23 protein-coding genes are annotated in these 22,481 nt (G+C 37.3%); 4 read left to right on the plus strand and 19 right to left on the minus strand.

The window, feature by feature from the left end; all coding sequences use genetic code 11:
* Positions 1–6: 6 nt before the first annotated feature.
* From ACFIKQ_RS05265 to topA, 9 genes are all read right to left on the minus strand, one after another.
* On the minus strand, positions 7–498 hold the full coding sequence (locus ACFIKQ_RS05265) for an Lrp/AsnC family transcriptional regulator (protein ID WP_015856433.1): 492 nt from the start codon (positions 496–498) through the stop codon (positions 7–9).
* Positions 499–519: 21 nt separating this feature from the next.
* A complete protein-coding gene (locus tag ACFIKQ_RS05270) occupies positions 520–1,149 on the minus strand; it encodes a uracil-DNA glycosylase family protein (protein WP_375647614.1) in 630 nt (209 codons plus the stop codon).
* A 28-nt stretch (positions 1,150–1,177) separates the two neighbouring features.
* Positions 1,178–1,735: a thermonuclease family protein gene (locus ACFIKQ_RS05275; protein WP_375636071.1), complete on the minus strand. Its 558-nt coding sequence runs from the start codon at positions 1,733–1,735 to the stop codon at positions 1,178–1,180.
* Positions 1,736–2,050: 315 nt separating this feature from the next.
* Positions 2,051–2,218, minus strand: coding sequence for a 50S ribosomal protein L33 (gene rpmG / locus ACFIKQ_RS05280; protein ID WP_004864083.1), 168 nt, complete (start codon positions 2,216–2,218; stop codon positions 2,051–2,053).
* 124 nt (positions 2,219–2,342) lie between these two features.
* Entirely contained in the window at positions 2,343–2,633 is a 291-nt protein-coding gene (locus ACFIKQ_RS05285; RefSeq protein WP_375636072.1) for a hypothetical protein, read from the minus strand.
* Between the two features lie 307 nt (positions 2,634–2,940).
* Positions 2,941–3,156, minus strand: a complete 216-nt coding sequence (locus ACFIKQ_RS05290) for a hypothetical protein (RefSeq protein WP_375653096.1) — start codon at positions 3,154–3,156, stop codon at positions 2,941–2,943.
* Positions 3,157–3,186: 30 nt separating this feature from the next.
* Positions 3,187–3,399, minus strand: coding sequence for a hypothetical protein (locus tag ACFIKQ_RS05295; protein ID WP_375636075.1), 213 nt, complete (start codon positions 3,397–3,399; stop codon positions 3,187–3,189).
* 419 nt (positions 3,400–3,818) lie between these two features.
* Positions 3,819–6,062, minus strand: a complete 2,244-nt coding sequence (gene rnr / locus ACFIKQ_RS05300; protein ID WP_375656105.1) for a ribonuclease R — start codon at positions 6,060–6,062, stop codon at positions 3,819–3,821.
* 3 nt (positions 6,063–6,065) lie between these two features.
* Positions 6,066–8,639, minus strand: a complete 2,574-nt coding sequence (topA, locus tag ACFIKQ_RS05305) for a type I DNA topoisomerase (RefSeq protein ID WP_375656106.1) — start codon at positions 8,637–8,639, stop codon at positions 6,066–6,068.
* Between the two features lie 265 nt (positions 8,640–8,904).
* Between topA and ACFIKQ_RS05310 the strand changes: the two genes are divergently transcribed.
* Positions 8,905–9,111, plus strand: coding sequence for a hypothetical protein (locus tag ACFIKQ_RS05310; RefSeq protein WP_005773510.1), 207 nt, complete (start codon positions 8,905–8,907; stop codon positions 9,109–9,111).
* On the opposite strand, the gene dprA is transcribed toward ACFIKQ_RS05310, so the two are convergent.
* Genes dprA through ACFIKQ_RS05330 form a run of 4 tightly spaced genes read right to left on the minus strand, consistent with a single transcriptional unit; the run spans position 9,041 to position 13,137 of the window.
* Positions 9,041–10,255 carry a DNA-processing protein DprA gene (dprA, locus tag ACFIKQ_RS05315; RefSeq protein ID WP_375656107.1) on the minus strand — a complete coding sequence of 405 codons (1,215 nt, stop codon included), beginning with the start codon at positions 10,253–10,255 and terminating at the stop codon, positions 9,041–9,043. The two genes, ACFIKQ_RS05310 and dprA, sit on opposite strands and share 71 nt — an antisense overlap.
* Positions 10,230–10,862: a glycerol-3-phosphate 1-O-acyltransferase PlsY gene (gene plsY / locus ACFIKQ_RS05320; protein ID WP_375636079.1), complete on the minus strand. Its 633-nt coding sequence runs from the start codon at positions 10,860–10,862 to the stop codon at positions 10,230–10,232. The genes dprA and plsY overlap by 26 nt, the downstream gene beginning before the upstream one ends.
* Positions 10,863–10,873: 11 nt before the next feature.
* A complete protein-coding gene (locus ACFIKQ_RS05325) occupies positions 10,874–12,175 on the minus strand; it encodes a dihydroorotase (protein WP_375644810.1) in 1,302 nt (433 codons plus the stop codon).
* Positions 12,172–13,137 carry an aspartate carbamoyltransferase catalytic subunit gene (locus ACFIKQ_RS05330; RefSeq protein ID WP_375636081.1) on the minus strand — a complete coding sequence of 322 codons (966 nt, stop codon included), beginning with the start codon at positions 13,135–13,137 and terminating at the stop codon, positions 12,172–12,174. Before ACFIKQ_RS05330 ends, ACFIKQ_RS05325 begins: the two co-directional genes overlap by 4 nt.
* A 125-nt stretch (positions 13,138–13,262) precedes the next feature.
* Here ACFIKQ_RS05330 and ACFIKQ_RS05335 point away from each other — a divergent pair, with 125 nt between their 5' ends.
* Entirely contained in the window at positions 13,263–14,882 is a 1,620-nt protein-coding gene (locus ACFIKQ_RS05335) for an acyl-CoA dehydrogenase family protein (protein ID WP_273787944.1), read from the plus strand.
* On the opposite strand, the gene ruvX is transcribed toward ACFIKQ_RS05335, so the two are convergent.
* Complete coding sequence (ruvX, locus tag ACFIKQ_RS05340; RefSeq protein WP_375636082.1) at positions 14,867–15,346, minus strand: Holliday junction resolvase RuvX; 480 nt, start codon at positions 15,344–15,346, stop codon at positions 14,867–14,869. The two genes, ACFIKQ_RS05335 and ruvX, sit on opposite strands and share 16 nt — an antisense overlap.
* 138 nt (positions 15,347–15,484) lie before the next feature.
* On the opposite strand from ruvX, the gene gatC reads away from it, so the two are divergent.
* Entirely contained in the window at positions 15,485–15,772 is a 288-nt protein-coding gene (gene gatC / locus ACFIKQ_RS05345; RefSeq protein WP_015856421.1) for an Asp-tRNA(Asn)/Glu-tRNA(Gln) amidotransferase subunit GatC, read from the plus strand.
* Between the two features lie 31 nt (positions 15,773–15,803).
* Positions 15,804–17,288 carry an Asp-tRNA(Asn)/Glu-tRNA(Gln) amidotransferase subunit GatA gene (gene gatA, locus ACFIKQ_RS05350; protein ID WP_375653098.1) on the plus strand — a complete coding sequence of 495 codons (1,485 nt, stop codon included), beginning with the start codon at positions 15,804–15,806 and terminating at the stop codon, positions 17,286–17,288.
* Positions 17,289–17,383: 95 nt separating this feature from the next.
* On the opposite strand, the gene ACFIKQ_RS05355 is transcribed toward gatA, so the two are convergent.
* The 5 genes from ACFIKQ_RS05355 to ACFIKQ_RS05375 all read right to left on the minus strand — a co-directional run bounded on the left by ACFIKQ_RS05355 (position 17,384) and on the right by ACFIKQ_RS05375 (position 22,242).
* Positions 17,384–18,094 (minus strand): ABC transporter ATP-binding protein, encoded by a 711-nt coding sequence (locus tag ACFIKQ_RS05355; protein WP_015856419.1) that lies wholly within the window; start codon positions 18,092–18,094, stop codon positions 17,384–17,386.
* Complete coding sequence (locus tag ACFIKQ_RS05360; protein ID WP_015856418.1) at positions 18,081–18,863, minus strand: ABC transporter ATP-binding protein; 783 nt, start codon at positions 18,861–18,863, stop codon at positions 18,081–18,083. Before ACFIKQ_RS05360 ends, ACFIKQ_RS05355 begins: the two co-directional genes overlap by 14 nt.
* Positions 18,860–19,918, minus strand: coding sequence for a branched-chain amino acid ABC transporter permease (locus tag ACFIKQ_RS05365; protein ID WP_273787947.1), 1,059 nt, complete (start codon positions 19,916–19,918; stop codon positions 18,860–18,862). Before ACFIKQ_RS05365 ends, ACFIKQ_RS05360 begins: the two co-directional genes overlap by 4 nt.
* On the minus strand, positions 19,918–20,994 hold the full coding sequence (locus ACFIKQ_RS05370; RefSeq protein WP_273787948.1) for a branched-chain amino acid ABC transporter permease: 1,077 nt from the start codon (positions 20,992–20,994) through the stop codon (positions 19,918–19,920). The genes ACFIKQ_RS05365 and ACFIKQ_RS05370 overlap by 1 nt, the downstream gene beginning before the upstream one ends.
* Before the next feature lie 114 nt (positions 20,995–21,108).
* Positions 21,109–22,242 (minus strand): ABC transporter substrate-binding protein, encoded by a 1,134-nt coding sequence (locus ACFIKQ_RS05375; protein WP_015856415.1) that lies wholly within the window; start codon positions 22,240–22,242, stop codon positions 21,109–21,111.
* Positions 22,243–22,481: the final 239 nt, after the last annotated feature.

Raw genomic sequence — 22,481 nt, forward strand, 5'->3', positions numbered from 1 at the left:
AAACTCTTAAGAGTTTTGTTCATGCGTCTTGTCGTGTAATTTAATATAATTAAGTGGAAGTTCCGTTGTATATTTAATCTGTTCCATTGCGAAAGAAGATGAGACATCACGGATGTCAATTTTAGAAATTAATTTTTTATAAAAAAGATCATAAGCTTCAATATTGGGCACAACAACACGCAATAAATAGTCAATATCTCCGCTCATTCGATAAAATTCAATGACTTCACGGAATTCTTGCACAATTTTTGAAAAACGCTTAAACCATTCATGGCTATGTGTGTTTGTGCGAATAGACACAAAAACAGTGACATGCGCATTTACTTTTTCTGGAGAAAGAACGGCAACACGACGCTGAATGACACCATCTTCTTCAAGTTTTTGAATTCTACGCCAGCAAGGAGTGGTCGAAAGTCCCACTTTTTTAGCAATATCAGCAACAGAAAGTGTCGCATTTTCTTGCAAAAGATGTAAAATTTTTCGGTCAAGACGATCCATATTTTTTCTCAATATTTTAATTTATAAAAATTTACGCACTAAACGACGCAGATATACAATAAGCTCATCGTTAAACCATGGGTTTTTCTGTAACCAAGAAGTATTTCGCCATGATGGATGAGGCAAAGGCATAACATTATAGCCTTGAGGTTGGGGGATGGAAAGAATATTTCTCCAATCACTAACGGTTGCTGAAACAGTTTTATGTTTTAATTCTGTAATATGCCACTTTTGCGCATAACTGCCAATAGCAAGAACAAGCTTTATTTGAGGCATCGCTTGGAATATCTTTTCATGCCATATTTCTCGACATTCACGCCTTGGTGGTAAATCAGCTTTATTGTTGTCATAACCTGGAAAACAAAATCCCATAGGAACAATAGCAAAAAGAGATTTGTTATAAAATTCTTCTTTCGTTACCCCCAGCCAATCACGCAGCCTTTTGCCAGAGTGATCATTAAAAGGGATAGAAGTTTCATGGACACGCAATCCTGGTGCTTGTCCTGCAATTGCAATCGAAGCCGTATCGGATAAATAAACGACGGGATTTGGTTCGTGAGGAAGAGGAGGAAAATAATGTGGTTGTTGGATACAAACACGACAGGAATAGATTTTTTTTTCAAGTTTGATAATCTGTTTACATCGTTTCATTGGTCAATGAAATTAAAAAATATTTTTCTTATTCAGTGCGAGGATTTGTTTTGCGCCATTCTCGCGGTCGTTGAAAACTTGATGCCCATATTCCTTTTTTTTTCTTTCTAGCTTCTTGTTCTTCTTTAGGGTATTCATAATAACTTACAGCCCAACCATTATGTACAAGCGTTGCATTGATATTGCTAACTTGTTTTGTTTTACATGTTGCAAGAACACGACGGTATTGATCTATTTTATGCCAGTGACATGTAACAGTTTGATTGTCTAGTAGTTGTTCTAAATATTTTTTAGCCTCAAGTCCACAAGGGTAGCGTTCCTTCTTTTTTCCACAAAATTGGTGGAGTTCAGGAGCATCAATTCCAACCAGTCGAATCTTAATTGAAGAAATCATGATAGAATCGCCATCAATGATTACTGCATTTCCTTTAACAGAGTTTTGAGAAGAAAATTTTTCTTTTTGAGGCAACGGCTGATTCTGCTTAAAATAAATTGACATAAAAACAAGAATGCTAGCTGCAACAAAAATATTGAAACCAGTGATTTTTTTTAAGCTTCTTAGATTAAAATGAGAATTTTTTTTCATGAAACCAAGAAACTGCTAACATTATTATAACGCACTCTATTTTAGTATTGCTTATAATTCGTCCGAGAAATTTTATTCATATGACGAAACAATGTTTCGTTTTAATGACAAAATTTTCGTTAGATATCACAATAATCAAATATTCATGTAGAATATATGTAAGCAACTTAAATAATAAATCAACTTATTCAAAACCGTACAAAACATACAAATTTTAAAGTAAACTTTTTAAACTTAAGGAAACAAAAAAACGCCCCTCAAAAAATAACTTTGAAGAGCAATATCCCCACATTTCTTTTGGAGTATAACATCTATTTATTTAATTTTTGTTTCTTTAAATTCAACGTGCTTTTTTACAACTGGATCATATTTACGCTTGCTCATTTTATCTGTCATTGTACGGCTGTTTTTCTTTGTTACATAGAAAAAACCGGTATCTGCAGTTGATAAAAGCTTGATCTTAATGGTTGCTGCTTTAGCCATAATGTAAGAACCCTATTTATACTGAAAAAATATTATTTTGCTATCAAAACCTATTTCTGATGTCATCAGATTCTCCAGCAACACTACGGATGTTCTCAAAAAAGTCAAGAGCTGATTAATTTTCTCATAAGTTGGACAAACACCAAAGTGATATATAAACTAAAAAAACAGCCATAGCTATTGAAAAACCGAAAGGATTAAAGATATCCATGGATTTTCCGATAAAGGTCGGCCCGATAAGCATACCAATTCTATAGCAAAAAATAAAAGCAGAATTAGCAGTAGCAAGTTCTTGTCCCTTGAGACGTGCCCCTAGATGTGCAAGGCCAATTGTATAAAGGCTCGCTGATACACCACCAAGAAGGAACAGATCAAGCATCAGAATCCATGGATATTGAATGATCCATGGTACCATGAAAGTTCCCAAAAAACCTAAGATAGCGCAACTTATCAGCGGATAGGGTCGATCTTTGGCATAATCGCTTATATACTCCTAATGCTGATAGGAATTAAGAGGAAAACATTTCCGAGCACAAGGGTTGCCATAAAGTGTGCTGCTTCATTCTCATTATAACCAATGGATAAACTAAAGGGTGTAATAAGAGTTAATGCGCCCATTTGAATAGCACCGTAAACAAGTACTGCCATCATTGCGCTTGGAACGTGAAAAAGATAACGAAAAAATGGTGTATATTGGCTTTTTTGAAATTCTGGACTTAATTTCAAGCGGCAAGAATTGGGATAGCAGCCAATATAATAAGACTATAACCAACAGCAAAAGGAATAAATCCTTGTGTTCCCACTTTTGCTAATAGCATTGGACCTACCGCAAACCCTAACCCTAGGACAATAGCATAAATGGAAAGAACAAAACCACGTCTTTTAGGGGGAGCATAACTGTTGATCCAAAACTTTGATAGGATAAACATAACTGTCATAGTAAAATGTAATATAAACCTTAAAATGAACTAAATCCATATGGATTCAAAAAAATAGAATCCTAAAAAACTTAAAGATCCTATGGCCATCATAAATAATATCGTTTTAGAAATGCCTAAGCATAAGGCGATTCGAGAAGTAAAAATAGCTGCAACAATTGTGGCAAATCCACCAACAGTTCCACTATAGCCGATCATACTATTGGAAATACCTTTCTCTGCCATAAGAAGAGAGAGAGACAAGTTGTGTTCCTATTCCCAATGCTGTTCCAACGGTGCCAATAGTTACAATAGCTACAATAATTGCACGCAAAGAATTGTTTTGAGAGTCAAAAGCTTTTTTTTCATGAGAATGGCTTAAGGTACTTTTGTTGATTTAAACAATAAAAAGATGAGCTGAAATGAAAGGGAGACCAAACTATTCTTTGCAGTTTTTCTCATTCCCTGAGTATAAAAAACTGCAAGATTTTTATGTGGTTATTATAGAGATAACAATAAAATTCATCCTCTTGTATACTAAAAAAAGAAGATTGTACACGTTATATAATATAAATATTATATAAGTCATTTCTTAACTTGAAGTTATTATTTTTTATTATTCATATTCTATTTAATGGAGGACAAGAAGCTTAATTTTTTCTTTTCCCATAAAAGGTATGCTTTTATTTTTTTAATTTGTTTTTATGGTAGGATGTCGGTGAAAATTTTATTGGACGAGGTTTTGTTAAGAGTTCAAAGCATAAAGCGCCAGCAAAAGGTTGTACCGTTATAAGTTTTACTTCTACAACATCACTGAGCTGATAGCCTTTATGGCTACGCTGTCCTACAAGAACATGTTGTGCTTCATCAAAATGATAATAATCATTTTTAAGTGTAGAAATATGGACAAAACCATCTGTATTGAGTTTATCAAGTGAGATAAAAAGACCTGCTTTTGTCACTCCGGAAATGCGACCTGTAAAAATACGGCCGATTTTATTCGTTAAATAGTGAGCAACAAGCCGATCAATAGTTTCCCTTTCAGCCATCATTGCACGGCGCTCGTATAAAGAAATTTGCGTAGCAATTTCTGCAAGATTTTGTTCTTGTGTATCTGTTAATTGATCATTTCCTAATTTCAGCGTTTTAATGAGTGCTCGATGAATAATAAGATCAGCATAACGACGGATGGGGGATGTAAAATGTGTATAGTTATGTAGGTTTAAACCAAAGTGGCCGATATTTTTTGGATTATACTCAGCTTGAGATTGTGAGCGCAGAATAACTTGGTTGATCAATTCTTTTTGTGGTGTATTCGTCACTTTTGCCAGAATGCTATTAAGGCGCGCTGAGGTAAGTTCGCTTCCGCGGGAGAGTGGTATCCCCAAACTTTGAAGAAAGCTCCGAAGTATTTCTTGCTTAGCAAGAGAAGGTTTTTCATGAATACGATAAATGAGGGGCTGGTGATGTTGTTTTAATGTTTCAGAAGCTGCAATATTGGCTTGTATCATAAACTCTTCAATTAAACGATGCGCTTCTAATTGTGTTTCACTCACAACATCTTTTATGCATCCATTTTGATCAAGAATAATCTTTTTTTCTGCAATTTCTAACTCTAGTGGTTGGCGACGATTTCGCGCAGCTTTAAGGCATGCATAGGCTTCCCATAAGGGTTGCAAAATGCTCTCAAAAAGAGCGGCTGTTTTTTCATTTATATTCCCTTCAATTGCCAATTGTACTTCTTGATAAGAAAGTTTGGCTCTTACACGAATCATAGTACGATGAAAACTATGTTTTCGTTTATTACCGTTTGCATCAAAAATCATACGAACGGCTAAAGCTGGTCTTTCTTTTCCTTCACGCAGAGAACATAAATCATGAGAAAGGCGTTCAGGTAACATTGGCACAACGGTATCGGGAAAATAAACAGAATTTCCGCGTTTCAATGCTTCTTTATCTAATGCGCTTCCTGTTTTGATATAGTAAGAAACATCTGCAATGGCCACAATAATAATCCAACCATCATTATTTGCTGGGTCCTTATCCTTGGTTGCATAAACTGCATCATCATGGTCTTTTGCATCTGGTGGATCAATTGTAATAAATGGTAATTGTCGCCAATCTTCACGATTATCCATATTGGCAGCTTTGATATGTTTGACTTGCTCAAGAACACTTTCAGGAAAAATATAAGGAATTCCTTTCGAAAGAAGCGCTATCATTGAGAGTGTTTTTTCACTCTTAATATGCCCTAAAACATTCTTTATTTTTGCGCTCTTTAATCCGTAACCAGTATTTTTTTTAATTTCGACTTCAACGAGATCACCAATTTCAATCTTCATTTCTGGAGACATTTCAACAATGAGTTCACTGGTTTTGCGGTCTATAGGATCAAGGCGCCATTGATTATTTTCAAATTTTCGTACAACAGCAAATGCGCTTTTGGGAGATACATCAATTTTACGAATAATTCGTCCCATATAAGGGGGGCTTGAGCTTTCAGAATTTTTATTTCGAAAAACTTTTATAAGAATATGATCTCCAACACCAATGCTACTTCCTTTTATGTGATGAAAAGAGTGTATTTCAATATTGGGCTTTGGAGAATCTTCCCATTCAAGAGGTTGTGCAATAAAACTCCCATCTTTATCACGTCCGCTAATTTTTACTAAAGTAACAGGAGGTAATTTTCCTTTGTTTATTGCTCTTTTGCGTTGTTTAGAGATAGGATTTTGATCCTTTAACTCACGTAATATATCTCTAAGCCAAATACGGGAATCGCCTTTTAAGTTAAAAGCTTTGGCGATTTCTCGTTTACTTGAGTGGTTAGGATTCTCATTTATAAAGGAAAGGATTTCTTCCTTATCGGGAAAATTTTTCCCCTTGAATGAAGAGAGATATTTTATGTTTTTTTCACCTTTAGCCAAAATTTATGTCTCTTTTATTTTTGCTTTTGTTTTAGAAGAAGCTCTTTTTGAAGTTGTTTTTTTACTCGATGCTTTAGCCGATATAAGTTCTAATGCCTCTGGCAGTGTTACACTAATGGGATCTTTATCTTTTGGCAATGTTGCATTAATTTTACCCCAATTAACATAAGGACCATAACGCCCGTTGCGCACGGTAATGGTTCCTCCTTCGGGATGCTCTCCTAATGTTGCCAATGCTGCAGGTGTTGTTCTGCTTTGCTTGGTTTTGTTTTCTTGTTGCTCTGCCAATACTGTAACAGCGCGATTGATACCAATATCAAAAACTTCATCTGTATGAAGAAGGCGCGCAGATTTTCCGTTATGGCTAAGATAGGGACCATATCGTCCAATCGTAGCTGTGATTGTTTTTCCAGTTTCAGGATGAATGCCAATTTCACGGGGAAGGGATAATAAAGCCAAGGCTTTATCAAGGGTTACATTTTCTGCCTGCCATTCTTTTGGTAGTCCTGCACGCTTAACTTCTTTGCTTTCACCAAGTTGAATATAGGGACCAAAACGGCCATTACGAAGAGAGATATCTTTTCCTGTTTCAGGGTCAATACCAAGGATAACAGGTTCATCATTGCGCACAGCTTCATTCTCTTCTCCAGTATCTGTACCGAGTTGGTGTGTGTACTTACATTCGGGATAATTGGAACAGCCAACAAAAGCACCATAACGACCGAGTTTTAATGATAATTGACCATTTTTACAAAGAGGACAGGAACGCACATCACTTCCATCTTCACGTTCAGGAAAGGCGAGAGGTGCTAATGTTACATTTAAAACATCAAGAACGTTGGTTATACGGAGTTCTTGGATATTGCTAATAGATGCATTAAATCCATCCCAAAAATCTCGCAATACGTCTTTCCAAGAAAGTTTTCCATCAGAGATAAGATCCAGCTTTTCTTCAAGATCTGCTGTGAAACCATATTCTACATAGCGATTAAAAAAATTTTCAAGAAAGGCCGTAACAATACGTCCCTTAGCATCGGGAATAAGCTTTCGTTTATCAATTACAATATATCCACGGTCACACAATGTCGCCAATGTGGAGGCATAAGTTGAAGGACGACCAATTCCTAACTCCTCAAGCTTTTTAATTAATGAAGCTTCAGAATAACGAGAAGGGGGCTCTGTGGTATGCTGTGCAGATTCAACTTTTTCTTTTGTAAGTGCTTCACCAGTGTTTATTTGTGGTAAACGTGTTGTTTCATTTTCTTCATTATTTTCTTCGTCTCGTTGATCGGTGTAGACGGAAATAAAGCCATCAAAGCGAATAACAGATCCTGTTGCTCGTAGATTTGCACGGTTTTCTCCTTGCTGTGCTTCAATTTCAACAGTTGTGCGTTCAATTTCAGCAGAACGCATTTGGCTGGCAATAGCACGCTTCCATATCAGCTCATAGAGCTTTGCTTGATCGCTATCAAGAAAATTACGGACTTGACTAGGATTGCGTTGAAAATCTGTTGGACGGATCGCTTCGTGTGCTTCCTGTGCATTTTTTGCCTTTGTTGAATAAAAACGTGGTTTTTCAGGAATATAGTCTTTACCGAAAGTTTCATGAATAACTTTTCGTGCTGAATCAATAGCCTCTGGTGCTATTTGCACACCATCGGTACGCATATAAGTAATAAGCCCTGCCGTTTCACCATTAATTTCAATGCCTTCATAAAGCTTTTGGGCAATTTGCATAGTGCGAGAAGCTGAAAATCCTAATTTTGAAGAAGCTGCTTGTTGTAGTGTGGAGGTTGTAAATGGAGGAAGAGGATTTCTCTTTGTAGGTTTTGCTTCAACACTGAGTGTATGATATTGGGCTTTCTCCAACATAAAGCGAATTTGGTCTGCTTGTTCTTGAGATTGAATATCAAGCTTGCCTATTTTTCTTTGATTAAACATTGTCAATCTTGCTTGGAAACTATCATTTCGGATGGTTTTTAACTGTGTTGTAACGGACCAATAATCTTCTTTGATAAAATGTTCTATTTCTGATTCACGATCACAAATAATACGCAAAGCAACCGATTGAACGCGTCCTGCTGAACGTGCACCAGGGAGTTTCCGCCATAAAACAGGTGAAAGTGTAAAACCAACGAGATAATCAAGTGCGCGACGTGCAAGATAAGCATCTACAAGTGATGTATCAATATCACGTGGATTGTTCATAGCATCAAGCACAGACTTTTTGGTGATGGCATTGAAGACAACTCTTTTAATAGGTTTATCTTTTAAAACTTTTTTTTGACGAAGAACATCCAGAATATGCCATGAAATAGCTTCCCCTTCACGATCAGGGTCTGTTGCTAATATAAGGCTATCGGCTTCTTTAACGGCTTTTGCTATTTCATTTAAACGTTTAGCGGCAGAAGAATCTATATCCCATTTCATAGAAAAATCTTGATCCGGTAAAACAGAACCATCTTTTGCAGGTAAATCACGAACATGTCCAAATGATGCGACAACTTTGTATTGAGACCCAAGATATTTATTAATTGTTTTTGCTTTTGCTGGAGATTCAACGATAACGATATTCATAATTTTACCCAAATATTGAAATAAAAAACTTTTTTATAAACGCCTTTTACGCGAATAGCTAATGACAATTGCTTAAGAGCACATAAAAAAATATTAGCCATATAAAAAACATGAATATTGTACAACTTATGATTGTTATTATTAGAATACACCCTATATAGAGTTACACGATTTATTTTCCACTGTTATTACAAAAACATACGACGAAATACTAAGATAACGTCTATTGAGAGGTAGGAGGGGAAATGCTCAAGGATAGAGGATTATGTTTATAAATCATTTAAAAGTTATCCAATATATTACAGACATGTCTAAGCAAATGAATCAGATGGCGCGTCAGGCGCATAGTCCGCTTTTAGCATTGCTTTTGGATATGGTTGCCAAAGAAGGGCAAAGCATTATTAATAGTGCTGAGGCTCTTGGGGAAGATCAAGATTCGACAATGACACACAACCACCAGAGTGTCGAATAAGCTTTCCAGCAAGCTCGAGTTCTACCAACAAGAGGTAGAGAGTTGGAAGTGAAACACCTGTGTGGGTGCTGAGAGTGTCTAAATCGATTGGCGTTGTTGAAAGAGCGGAGAGAACTGCTGCACGTGCTGCGTCATCACCTGCTAAAGAGGGACCGCAGTTTTTTTCATCTGCTAAATTGAAATTCTCCTTTTCAAGTTGTAAAGAGGATGGTTCCTCAAAAAAATTGAGTTGCGAATTTGGAAGCGGTGAAATTAATGGCGTAAGTGTTTCTATGATGTCAGAAGGATGTGTGGTGAGTAGAGCACCGTCCTTGATAAGATTGTTTGTACCAACAGATCTTGGATCAAGTGGTGAGCCGGGAATGGCAAAAATTAACCGCCCCATTTCAGCTGCTTGACGTGCGGTAATTAAGGACCCTGAGCGCAGGGCTGCCTCTACAACCAAGAGACCAAGTGATAGAGCTGCAATAATACGGTTTCTTCTTGGAAAGTCGATAGCACGCGGCTTCCAAGAAATGGGCATTTCGCTGATGATGGCTCCACCATTGGCGATAATATCTTCATGCAACTTTTTATTTTCAGGAGGATAGATATGATCAATTCCCCCAGCCATAACTGCAACAGTTCCTGTTTTTAAACTTGCTTGATGCGCAACGCTATCAATTCCACGAGCGAGCCCAGAAATTGTTACAAAGTCTGCTTCTCCGAGAAAACGCGCAAATTGAGCCGTAAGCTTTTTTCCCGCAGCTGAAGCATTTCGAGAACCTATAATTCCAATAGAAGTTTTTTGAAAAATTGAAACATTACCTTTGATAGCAATAAGCGGCGGAGGGGCTTCTGTAACCTTAAGAAAAGCTGGATAATCTGGTTCTCCCATACCGATAAACCGAACACCTAATCTTTTCGCTTTTTGTATTTCTTTTTCTGCATCTTCTAAGCTTGCTATTTTAATAGATACAGAACCACCGCCTTTTCTACTAAGCTCTGGCAGCGCTTCCAGAGCATTTTCTGCTGTTTTATAATGATCAATGAGATTGCGAAAACTCACTGCTCCAATATTTTCACTACGCAACAACCGTAACCAATTTAGACGTTGACGATCAGTGAGCAGGATTCCTTTATTTATCCCCGTTTTGAGTCCCAATCTTACTTTCTTCCCCAATTAATAATCTACCGATATTTGCGTAATGCTTTATATACACAAATATGCTCATCACAATCAGCATAAAATAGAAATAAGGATCGGAAAAGTAAAAAACAAATATCGCAGTTATAACAACAGAAACGAGTGCGGATAATGAAGAATAGCGTGTGAGGAGAAAAATCGTTATCCATACAATAATAAAAATAATTGCTGCAGGCCAATAGATTCCTAAGCAGATCCCTAGATAGGTAGCAACACCTTTGCCGCCTTTAAATTTAAGCCATATGGGGAAAAGATGCCCTAAGAAAACAAAAAAACCTGCTAGAGAAACAAGGATACTATTGTCTAGCGGATCACTAAAAAACTTTATAACGAAAACAACGATAGTTCCTTTCAACATATCACAAAGAAGTGTTAGAGCAGCAAGTTTTTTATTTCCTGTTCGTAAAACATTTGTAGCTCCAATATTGCCGGAACCAATTGTTCTCACATCGCCAAGTTTGGCTAATCTCGTAAAAAGAAGACCAAATGGAATCGAGCCAATGATATAAGATATGAGGAAAATAAACCATGGAGTGGACTGAAAAAATATTTCTGCTTCATTCATTAAAAATCTCATTAAGTTTGTTGATCAAGTTTAAAAACGGTTTTCCCTTTCACAATGGTCTGGAGCACGCGTCCTTGAAAACGTGCATTCTCAAAAGGGGTATTTTTTGAACGTGAATAGAGCTTCTCTTTCGAAACAACCCATGGTTCTTCAAGATCAACCACAATAAGGTCTGCATGAGCACCTTTCTTCAGTGTTCCTGCATTGAGTCCAAAGAGCTTTGCAGGCGCCGTTGACAAAAGTTCAGTTATCCGTAGAAGAGATAAGCTCTCATCATGGTAAAGGCGTAAGGCTGCACTCAATAAAGTCTCCATACCAATAGCGCCAACCGCTGCGTCATTAAATGGTAAATGTTTTGTATCGTTACTCTGAGGATCATGAGAAGAGACAATAACATCTATAGTCCCATCCTTTATTGCTTCAATCATTGCTATACGGTCTTCTTCTGTACGCAATGGGGGCATTAAGCGAAAAGAGGTGCGATATTCACCAATGTCATTTTCATTGAAAGATAAATGATTAATAGATATACCCGCTGAAATTTTCTCACTGCGTTTTTTACCTAAACGAAGTGCATCAGCAGAGAGTGCTGTTGATATTTGAGCGGCATGATAGCGTGTTTGCGTTAATACTGCTAATCGCAGATCCCTTTCAAGTGGGATAACTTCTGCTTCGCGGGGGATGCCAGAAAGACCAAGCCAACTGGCGAGCAGCCCTTCATTCATCACACCTTGTCCTGTAAGATCTTTATCTTGCGTTTCATGCATCAATGGAACATCAAAATCACGCGCATAAGTCATTGCACGTCGCATAACAGATGAACTTTGAAGCGTTTTTTTTCCTTCATAAAAGGCAACAGCTCCTGCATCTTTTAGTAAGCCGAATTCCGCTATTTGCTGTCCGTTGAAACCTTGTGTGATCGCAGCAACGGGATAAATATTGACCGATGACTTTTCTTGTACTGTATGCCTAATAAATTCAACAAGTGCCACATTATCAATGACTGGACGCGTATCTGGCATCATGAGGAAAGAAGTAATACCACCTGCGGCGGCGGATTGACTTGTTGATGCGATTGTTTCACAGTGTTCATTCCCTAATTCTCCAACAAAAACGCGCGCATCAACAAGGCCAGGGAGAATTGCTTTGTTTTGTGCGTTAACAATTTCTGCTTCTTCTGGGAAACCCTGATTCAGAGCATCTTTTCCAGCGGCTATAATCCGTCCATTTTCAACAATAACTGTACCAATTTCATCGACTGCGCGTGAAGGATCAATAATACGAGCATTTTGAAAAACAATTGGTTTTATCATTTTTTTTCTCCACTGATCTTTGCGCGTGAATCTAATAAAGCCTCCATGACCGCCATACGCACTGCAATTCCCATTTCTACTTGTGTATGAATCATACTTTGTGATCCATCTGCTATGTCAGATGCAATCTCTACACCACGGTTTATTGGGCCAGGATGCAGAATAATGGAATCATTTTTGGCATAGGCTAAATTTTCTTTATGTAAGCCAAAATAATGGAAATATTCATGCGTAGAGGGAATAAAAGAACCTGTCATCCGTTCATGCTGTAAGCGTAACATCATGATAACGTCAGCATTTTTAAGACCTTCTTTCATTGTGTTAAAAACCTCAACACTCATATGAGTGATTTCTGCGGGTAAGAGTGTTGAGGGAGCAACAACACGAACACGAGCACCCAAAGCATTGAGACTCAGGATATTGGAACGGGCAACACGTGAGTGTAAGATATCTCCACAAATCGCAACAGTTAATCCTTCAATACGACCTTTTGCTCTTTTAATGGTTAGAGCATCTAATAAAGCCTGTGTTGGATGTTCATGAGCACCATCACCTGCATTAATGACACAACAATCAACTTTTTGCGCTAATAAAGCTGCCGCTCCTGCACTGTTATGGCGAAAAACCAGTATATCCGGCTTCATCGCATTGAGAGTTGCAGCTGTATCAAGTAATGTTTCTCCTTTTTTTACAGATGAGTTGCCGATCGCAAGACTCATCACGTGTGCACCTAGCCTTTTACCCGCTAATTCAAAAGAAGATTGTGTTCGCGTAGAGGCTTCAAAAAAGAGATTAATTTGAGTCCGTCCATGCAAAGTAGATTTTATTTTATCAATTTTGTTAGAAAGGATAACATTTGCTTCTGCACGATCAAGCAATGTATTAAGATCTTGTACACTTAGATCTTTAATAGCTAAAAGATGTTGATGAGGGAAAAGTGGAAAAAAATTATCTTGAATCATAGCATTCTTCTTTATCTCTCTCTAAACAGGTTAAACAAGCATTTGTTTGAATATGATAAATGTTTCTTAACTCTAAAAAGACAAATAGTCTATGATATGAATGGTTTGAATGTAGGAATATACCTATGAGTGCTGTATCTGCGCAAAATAATCGTCGAAAAAATACATTTCTTAGCGATACGCTTATGTTTCGTATTGCCTCTACTTTGCCTAAGTTTTTGTTAGCAAGTTTTGAAGAAATAGGAGATTTTGCAGCGAGTCGAGAAGCATGGAAACTCTCTTGCTTGGCAAATCATTATAAGCCTTTATTGTGTTATAATGATGAATGGGGGCAACCGACGGAAAAATTAGAGATCCATTCTTCCTATCAAGCTCTTCAACAATATTCTAGACAAGCTGGTTTGGTTACCTCACTTTGGGAAAATACGAGCTCAGAAAATGGAGTACGCTATCAAGCGCGTGCGATTCGTTTAGCTTTATCTGCTGGTTTAGAAACAGGACATTTGAATGAAGTTATCATAACGAGTGCAGCTATTGCTGTGTTAATTAGTGATATTGAGCTCTTCAAAAAATGGCAAAATGTACTTTTATCACGCCAATATGATTCCTCATCAAAGCCTATTCATCATAAAAAGGCTGCTTCTCTAACTTGTGCATTTGATGATATTGAAAAATACGCTTTTAATTTTCCAAGTGTTAAGAAGATTTCTTTCGATGAAAGTATGGAACGTGATCTATATCGTTTAAATGTTGTAAAAACCAATGTTATTAATCCTACCGCTGACGGATATCTTGTTAGTGCAGATTTAAATGGTCATTTAAGTTGTTTTTTTATTCCACGCATACAAGAAAATGGTGCATTAAATGGATTTATATCGATTCGTCATTTAATTCAGCGTTCTGGAGAACTTTTAACACCAGAGGGGGTTGTTGATTTCCAAGGCAGTTATGGTTGGCTTTTGGGAAATGCTGGAGAAGGGCTTAAAGTTATTAAAGATATCGAGACGATGATGCGTTTCGATCAATCAGTAATATCGGCAGGTGTTTTGCGAGCGGCTCTTCAATTTGGCATAGATTTTTTCCGGAAAAAAATGCCCAATCAACCTTTACCACCACTGACAGAACGTATTTTTGCAGATATTGCATTAGATATAGCTGCTTCACAAGCATTGGTTTTGCGTTTAGCGAGAGCATTTGACAATGCAGCAAATGACCGTTCTGAAGCAGCTTTTGCCCGCATTATGACACCTATTATTGCTTATCACGTAAGTCAATTGGTTGTGCCTATTATTGGCGAAATTATTGCACAACTTGGTATTGAAAGTTTTATAGAGAATAATCCATTATCGCAAATGTTGCATAATGGGCCTGCACGAATTGTGAGAAATAGTTCTGCTAATCAATTGGTAAAGGATGCCATTCTTATTGCTGAAAAAGCACCGGGACTGTTTCAGAAATTGTTAGAAAAAATTGCTCTTGATATTGGACCAGCGGGACCACGAGCAATTGAAATTATTAAGTCAGCAGGTGATATGGCATCAGCAAATGAAGGTGCAGGAAGGTTTTTTGTTGAACAGGTAGCCTATGCAGCAGCAGCAGCAGCATTACGTTCTACAGACATAGAACATGTTGCAAATGCCTATATGGAAAGCCGTCTTGGGGGACAGTGGAGATCTTCCTACGGGATGCTTATTGCACGATATAATGCAGGGCATTTGCTCAATGTCCTCTATCCTTCCATATGATGAAAGTTTTGAATTCTATTGAGAGCACCTTGCAATATAAAAGCAGCGGCTGCCGAATCAATTCGGCTTGCTCTTTTAGCGCGCGATACATTCATTTCTAGAAGAGAACGCTCTGCAGCAATTGTTGACAAACGTTCGTCCCAAAAAACAAATGGAATTTTTGTATAAGCTTTCATATTGCTCACAAAAGCTCTGGTTGCTTGAACACGAGAACCGCTGCTCCCATTCATGTTAAGGGGTAAGCCGATGATAATAACGCCTACATTTTCACGGTCAAAAGTTTTAATAAGTGTGTAAGCATCTTCTGTAAATTTTTTTCGCTGTAGTACAGGACGCGGATTTGAGACAGTCAGCCCCATATCAGAAATCGCAATTCCGATAGTTTTTGTCCCTAAATCTAAGCCTGCTATTGTTTGTCCAGGCAAAAGATGTGTCATAACTTCGTTTATATTAATAACGGTCATAAGGGTATAATGCGTTTTTTAATGTTTCAGATCTAATGGTTATATTCTTCATTCATGTTATCTAATATTCTTGCGCTTGCAAGCTCAGCCTTGTATAGCCAGAATAAAGATTAATAAAAACAGAAAGGCGTAAATAGTATGTCTGTTGATCAAGAGACCGTCAAGCGGGTCGCACATTTAGCGCGGATTGCTATCCACGATGATGAGATAGAACCTGTGACAAAAAAATTCAATGCTATTTTAGGTTTTGTAGAGCAATTGAATGAAGTTGATGTCAGTGGAGTTGAGCCATTAACATCTGTGATGCCGATGACTCTACGAATGCGTGAAGATAGTGTTACAGATGGCGATAAAGCAGCAGATATTGTAGCCAATGCCCCTGTTACAGAAGAAAATTTTTTTCTTGTCTCAAAAATTGTTGAGTAACTTTTTATATTTTTGAAATTTGAGAACCAATATGACCGATTTAACAACCCTCACAATTGCGCAAGCTCGTGATTCTCTAACAAAGAAAAATCTCAAAGCAACAGAATTAACGGAAGCTTATTTACAAGCAATAGAATCAGCTAATCCAATTTTGAATGCTTATGTAACAATAACAGCAGAACAGGCAATGAAAATGGCTGCTGAATCAGATAGTCGCTTAGCGAGAGGGCAGGGAGGGCTTTTAGAAGGAATTCCTTTGGGGATTAAAGATCTTTTTGCAACCTATGGTGTTCATACTCAAGCCTGTTCACATATCCTTGATGGTTTTAAACCGCATTATGAATCAACTGTCACGGCTAATTTATGGCAAGACGGTGCTGTAATGTTAGGAAAACTTAATATGGATGAGTTTGCTATGGGCTCATCCAATGAAACATCATATTATGGTCCCGTTATTAATCCGTGGAGAAAAAAAGACTCGAATGAAAAACTCGTACCTGGTGGTTCTTCGGGAGGATCTGCTGCCGCTGTTGCTGCACAAATTTGTGCCGGTGCAACTGCAACCGATACAGGTGGCTCAATACGTCAACCAGCAGCTTTTACTGGAACTGTAGGAATAAAGCCAACTTATGGACGTTGTTCACGGTGGGGCGTTGTTGCATTTGCTTCATCCCTTGATCAAGCTGGACCTGTTGCCAGAGATGTTCGTGATTGTGCTATCTTACTAAGATCAATGGCCTCTTTTGATGAAAAAGATTCTACTTCCGTGAATTTACCAGTTCCTGATTATGAAAGTTATCTTGGTCAATCAATTAAAGGAATGAAAATTGGTATCCCAAAAGAATATCATATGGATGGAATGTCTCCAGAAATTATTGAGCTTTGGAAAAAAGGCATAAGTTGGTTAAAGGAAGCAGGAACTGAGATTAAGAACATTTCTTTGCCCCATACAAAATATGCTCTACCTTCTTATTATATTATAGCTCCTGCAGAAGCCTCTTCTAATTTAGCACGTTATGATGGTGTGCGTTTTGGTCTACGCGTGCCTGGAAAAGACATCATTGAGATGTATGAAAACACGCGCTCTGTTGGTTTTGGTGATGAAGTCAAGCGACGTATTTTGGTTGGGACTTATGTTCTTTCATCTGGTTATTATGATGCCTGTTATCTAAGAGCTCAAAAAGTAAGAACACTCGTAAAACGTGATTTTGATCAATGTTTTGCTTCAGGCATTGATGCTATTCTAACACCAGCAACACTAACACCTGCCTTTGGTATTGCTGATGAAAAAATAAAAAATGATGCTGTAGCAATGTATCTTAATGACATTTTTACGGTACCCGTTAATATGGCTGGTTTACCAGGAATTTCTGTTCCTGCAGGTCTGTCATCAAATGGTTTGCCTCTAGGATTGCAATTGATTGGTAAACCTTTTGCTGAGGAAGTCATTTTTCAGATAGCGCACATTATTGAAAAAGAAGCAGGGATATTCAGTGCAGAAAAATGGTGGATGTAATAATCAAACTTCGTAAAGGAGCATTTCTCATTGAGGATGAGAAATGCTTTTTTAAAAGGTGGAGTGATGAACTCTATTTCCTCAATTCGTAGTCTTTATCCACCAAGATAGGCTTCTTTAACACGCGAATCAGAGAGCATAGTTTTACCTTCACCGTGAAATAAAATATGCCCTACCTCTAAAATATAAGCATAGTCAGCTATAGAAAGCGCAGCAAATGCATTTTGTTCAATAAGAAGAACAGTTTTTCCCATCTCATTAATTTTTCTAATAATCGAAAAAATTTCTCGAACGAGAAGCGGAGCCAATCCCAACGATGGTTCATCTAATATGACCATATCAGGATTGCTCATGAGTGCACGGCCCACAGCAACCATCTGTTGTTCACCACCTGACATTGTTCCTCCCAACTGTTTTGCTCTTTCTCGTAGGCGCGGAAAAAGATCAAATATCCATTCAATATCACGGGAAATTCCCTGCTTATCGTGACGAATATAAGCGCCTAGATGAAGATTCTCTAAAACAGTGAGATGGGGCATGATACGGCGTCCTTCAGGACTTAGAGCAATACCTAATCGCAAAATCTCTTCTGGTGATTTTTTAATAATAGATTTGCCATTATAGGTAATTTTTCCATAAACAGAGCGATTAAGTCCTGTAATAGAACGTACAATACTGCTTTTTCCTGCACCATTGGCTCCAATTAAAGTGACAATACTTCCCTTTTTTATGGACATAGAAAGATTTTGGACAGCTTTAATGGCGCCATAATGAACGTAAAGATTTTTTATTTTAAGAATATCCATAAACATCTCCGCCAAGATAAGCTTCAATAACTTTAGGGTTATTACGAATTTCATCTGGTGTACCATTGGCAATGCAACAGCCATATTCCATAACCAAAATATGTTGGCAAAGCCCCATAACCACTTTCATATCGTGCTCAATAAGAAGAATTGTAAGATCAAAGTCTTTTTGCACTTTTGCTATGAATTTTCTAAGATCCTCACTTTCTTGTGGATTCATGCCAGCAACAGGTTCATCAAGAAGAAGCAATTTGGGCTTTGTGGCTAACGCGCGTGCAATTTCTAGACGTCGTTGCACACCATAAGGTAAAGCTGTTGCCGATTGATTGGCAAGGTGATCAAGTTGTAGCTGTTCAAGGAGCTCCAAGGAATTTTTATAAACTTCCTTCTTTTCTTTCATTGCTTTTGAAAAAAATAGAGCTGAAGAAAACCAAGGATATTTTTGTCGAACATGCGCTCCTACCATAACATTCTGCAAAACCGTTAACCCTGAGAAAAGACGAATATTTTGAAATGTTCTGGCAATATGGCGTCTACAGATAATATAAGGAGGCGCTCCAGAAATTTTTTGCTCATCAAAAAGAATGACGCCGCTTGTAGGAGCATAAAATCCAGAAATCATATTGAAAACTGTTGTTTTTCCAGCGCCATTGGGACCAATTAATCCAGTAATACTTCCTCGTTTAATTGCCATATTAATATTATTTACAGCAACTAATCCGCCAAAACGCATTACAATATTATTGAGTGAAAGGATGGTGTCGTTCATAGCTTTCCCTCAGTATTAGAAAGCTTTTTGCGTGTCAAAAAGCTATAAATTCCATTCCATGAGAATTCTCGTTGTCCCATCAACCCTTTTCTCCAAAACAAGATAATTACCAGCAATAAAAGAGAAAAAACAACCATGCGAAGTCCTGGTGTTTCTGGGATATGTATAAAACCTAAGTCAAATGGACTTTCAATAATACGAAGCCATTCAAGCATAACTGTAATAATAATGCTGCCAATAATACTTCCTGTAATTGAGCCGAGACCACCAGCAACTACAATCATCAAAATATTAAAAGTTAGAAGAAAATTAAACATTTTTGGATCAATAGTTGAAATAAGAGCAGCCATTAATGCTCCACCTATACCTGCAAAAAACGCTCCAACAGTAAAAGAAAAACTACGGTAGAAAAAAGCGTTAATTCCCATAGTTTTCGCAGCAATTTCATCATCACGAATGGCACGTAATACGTTACCAGTATTGCTTTGCAGTAAAAGGACAATAAAGAGAACAGTAAATGCTAACCAACCATAGTTCCACCATAATGTTGCATTTTGAGGTATTCCCTTGATACCTAAAGAGCCATTTGTAAGCGATGTTGCGTTCGTAATGACAATGCGAATAATTTCTGCAAAACCCAATGTTGCAATTCCAAGATAATCACCACCAAGACGTAATATTGGCAAAGCAATCAATAAACCTACAACTGCAGCACATATACCACTTATAACAACAGCGACAAAAAAAGGTAATTGCAGATGATACAATGGTTCAGCGATAGGCTCCAGAATCCACATCATTTCTTTTTGTTCAGGGGAAAGAAGTAAAATTGCGCAAACATAAGCACCAATAGCCATAAATCCAGCATGTCCAAGAGAAAACATACCTGTGAAACCGTAAATCAAATTAAGCGAAATTGCTAATATCGCATTAATAGCAATCAGATTTATGATACGAAGCGTATAGTCATTAAAATGGCTATCAGCATAAAATAAAAAACCTATGAGAACTAAAACACTTATACAAGATAAAACAGTTGTCACTGACTTTGCCATTAGATTTTCTCCTGACTTTTTTTACCCATTAATCCTGTGGGCAATATCAATAAAATCAGAATCAATAAAATGAAAGCGAAGGCATCTCGATATCCAGATAGCGCGGGGAAAAATGCGATAATCATAATTTCAATAAACCCTAATAACAATCCTCCCAACATTGCTCCTGGTATCGAACCAATACCTCCGATAACAGCAGCGATAAATGCTTTGAGACCAGGAAGAACGCCCATATAAGGCTGAATTTGAGGATAACGTAAAGACCACATAATACCTGCTATAGCGGCAAGAGCTGAGCCTATTCCAAATGTAAATGCAATAACTTTATTGACAGACACACCCATCAAACGCGTCGTTTCAATATCATGGGAGATTGCACGCATAGCAAGACCCGGTTTTGTTTTATGGATAATCCATAACAGTAAAACAATAAGAATCAATGACACAACGGGAACGATCAGAGACATGGGAGCAATTCTAATGATACCATCTGCTCCTGATCCTAAATGCCATAAAAATGGTGTTACAAGAAAATCTGGTTGTTTTACACCTTTCGGAACACCACTAAAGAGTACAGTAGAAAGATTTTCAATAAAAAAAGAAACACCAATTGCACCGATAAGTGCCGAGATACGCGGAGCATGGCGCAGAGGTTTATAGGCAAGTTGATCAACAATAATACCCACTGCACTTGTAATAAAAATGGAAAAACAAAGAGCTAAAACCCAAATCGGGGTAAAATCTTGTGGAGAAATTTTAAAATAATAAACAAAACCTAACGCAAGGATTAAAAAAACAGCAATCCAATAAATTGAAGGGCGCCTTTTAAACCCTATAAAGACCGAATAATAAATAAGAGCCGCGAGAAACAAAAGAAGAAGTGCTGCCCAAGCAGGCATAAAGCTAATTGTGGAAAAGAAAACAAAATATGCTCCCAGCATGAAGATATCACCGTGAGCAAAATTAATGAGTCTCAGTATACCGTAGACCATGGTGTAACCAATAGCGATAAGCCCATAAAGAGATCCCAATGCCAGTGCATTAAAAAAATACTGGATGAACATTTCAGTGCTCATCTCTCATCCTTCCACATTTGTTAATTTACATAGGATAACAAGAAATTTCTAAGTTTTTGGTTGAGAAAAAGATCCTCAACCAATTCTTGCATTTTAATAAGTAAAACTTTTTAATTAAAAAGCAGGTTTAACCTCTTCTAAATAAACACGTTTTCCATCCTGTATTTTAATGATACCAATAGGAATCTTAGGGTTATGATTTTCATCCATTGACATATCACCGAAGGGGGTTTGAAAATCTTTTAATTTGCTAAGAGCAATAGTAATTTTTTCACGATCAGCGCTACCAGCATTTTCAATAGCCTTCATGAACATCATATAACTCGTATATCCCAAAACAGAATTTATATTCGGCTCTTTGTCAGGATACTCTTTTTTCCATTCTGCTGTGAATTCTTGCGCAGCTACTGACATATTTGGCATATCCTCACTATAGGGAAGTGTCGTATGTAAGAAACCTTCTGAAGCTTTTCCTGCAATCGCAATGGTTTCTGGATTATCCATAGCATCTCCACCCATAATTTGAAACTTTGCTCCTAATTCTCGTGCTTGTTTCATAATGATAGCACCCTCAGAAAAGTAAGATGGAATGAATAAGATGTCAGGTTTTTGCGCGATAATTTGCGTAAGAACAGCTGAAAAATCCTGATCTCCGGAATTATAGTTTAAATTTGAGACAACTTCACCACCTAATTTTTTGAAAGCACGCATAAAGTAGCTTGCAAGACCAATGGCATAATCGTTTGAAATATCTTTGAGGATAGCTGCTTTTTTTGCGTGTAAAGTTTGACTTATATAAGTCGCGATTCCCACCCCTTGATAGGAATCAATAAAACAAGCGCGGAAATAATATTTTTTACCCTGTGTAACAAGAGGACTCGTTGAGGAAGTGGCAATGGTTGGAGTCTTTGCTTTTTCAGATATTTCACCACCTGCCAACGAAAGTGAGGAACCATAGCTACCAATGATTCCACTTACTTTTTCACTTGCTGTTAAACGCATAACAGCATTAGCCGCTTCTACTTTATCAGACTTATTATCAATAATAACAAGTTCCACTTTACGTCCTAAAATTTCTGGAATTTTTTTATGGGCTAATTCTATACCTCTAATTTCAAGCTGACCTCCAAATGCATTTTGACCACTTAATGGAAGATAAACACCAATTTTGATAGGTTCACTTGCATAAACATTTGCAGTAAATGCCATGAATGCTGTGATTGTCGTAAGGATTTTCTTCAATTGCATTGCGCATTTTCCTTAATTGAATTGTTGTTTTTTCACCTTATATTGAACTTCTTCATCATGCAAGTTACACATTTATGAAAATATCATTATGTAAAAAAACCTTTCATATAACCTCTTTTGTAGGGCACTCCTTGTAAGATATGTAAAGCTTACAATCAAATAGTTTTATAAATATTCATGTTGATATTCTCTGACATTAACATAGAAGATACGACAATATGGGGAAATCTTATCTTGGG

This window comes from Bartonella sp. MR63HLJHH (assembly GCF_042194155.1).
In the GTDB taxonomy this organism is placed as follows: Bacteria; Pseudomonadota; Alphaproteobacteria; order Rhizobiales; family Rhizobiaceae; genus Bartonella; species Bartonella grahamii.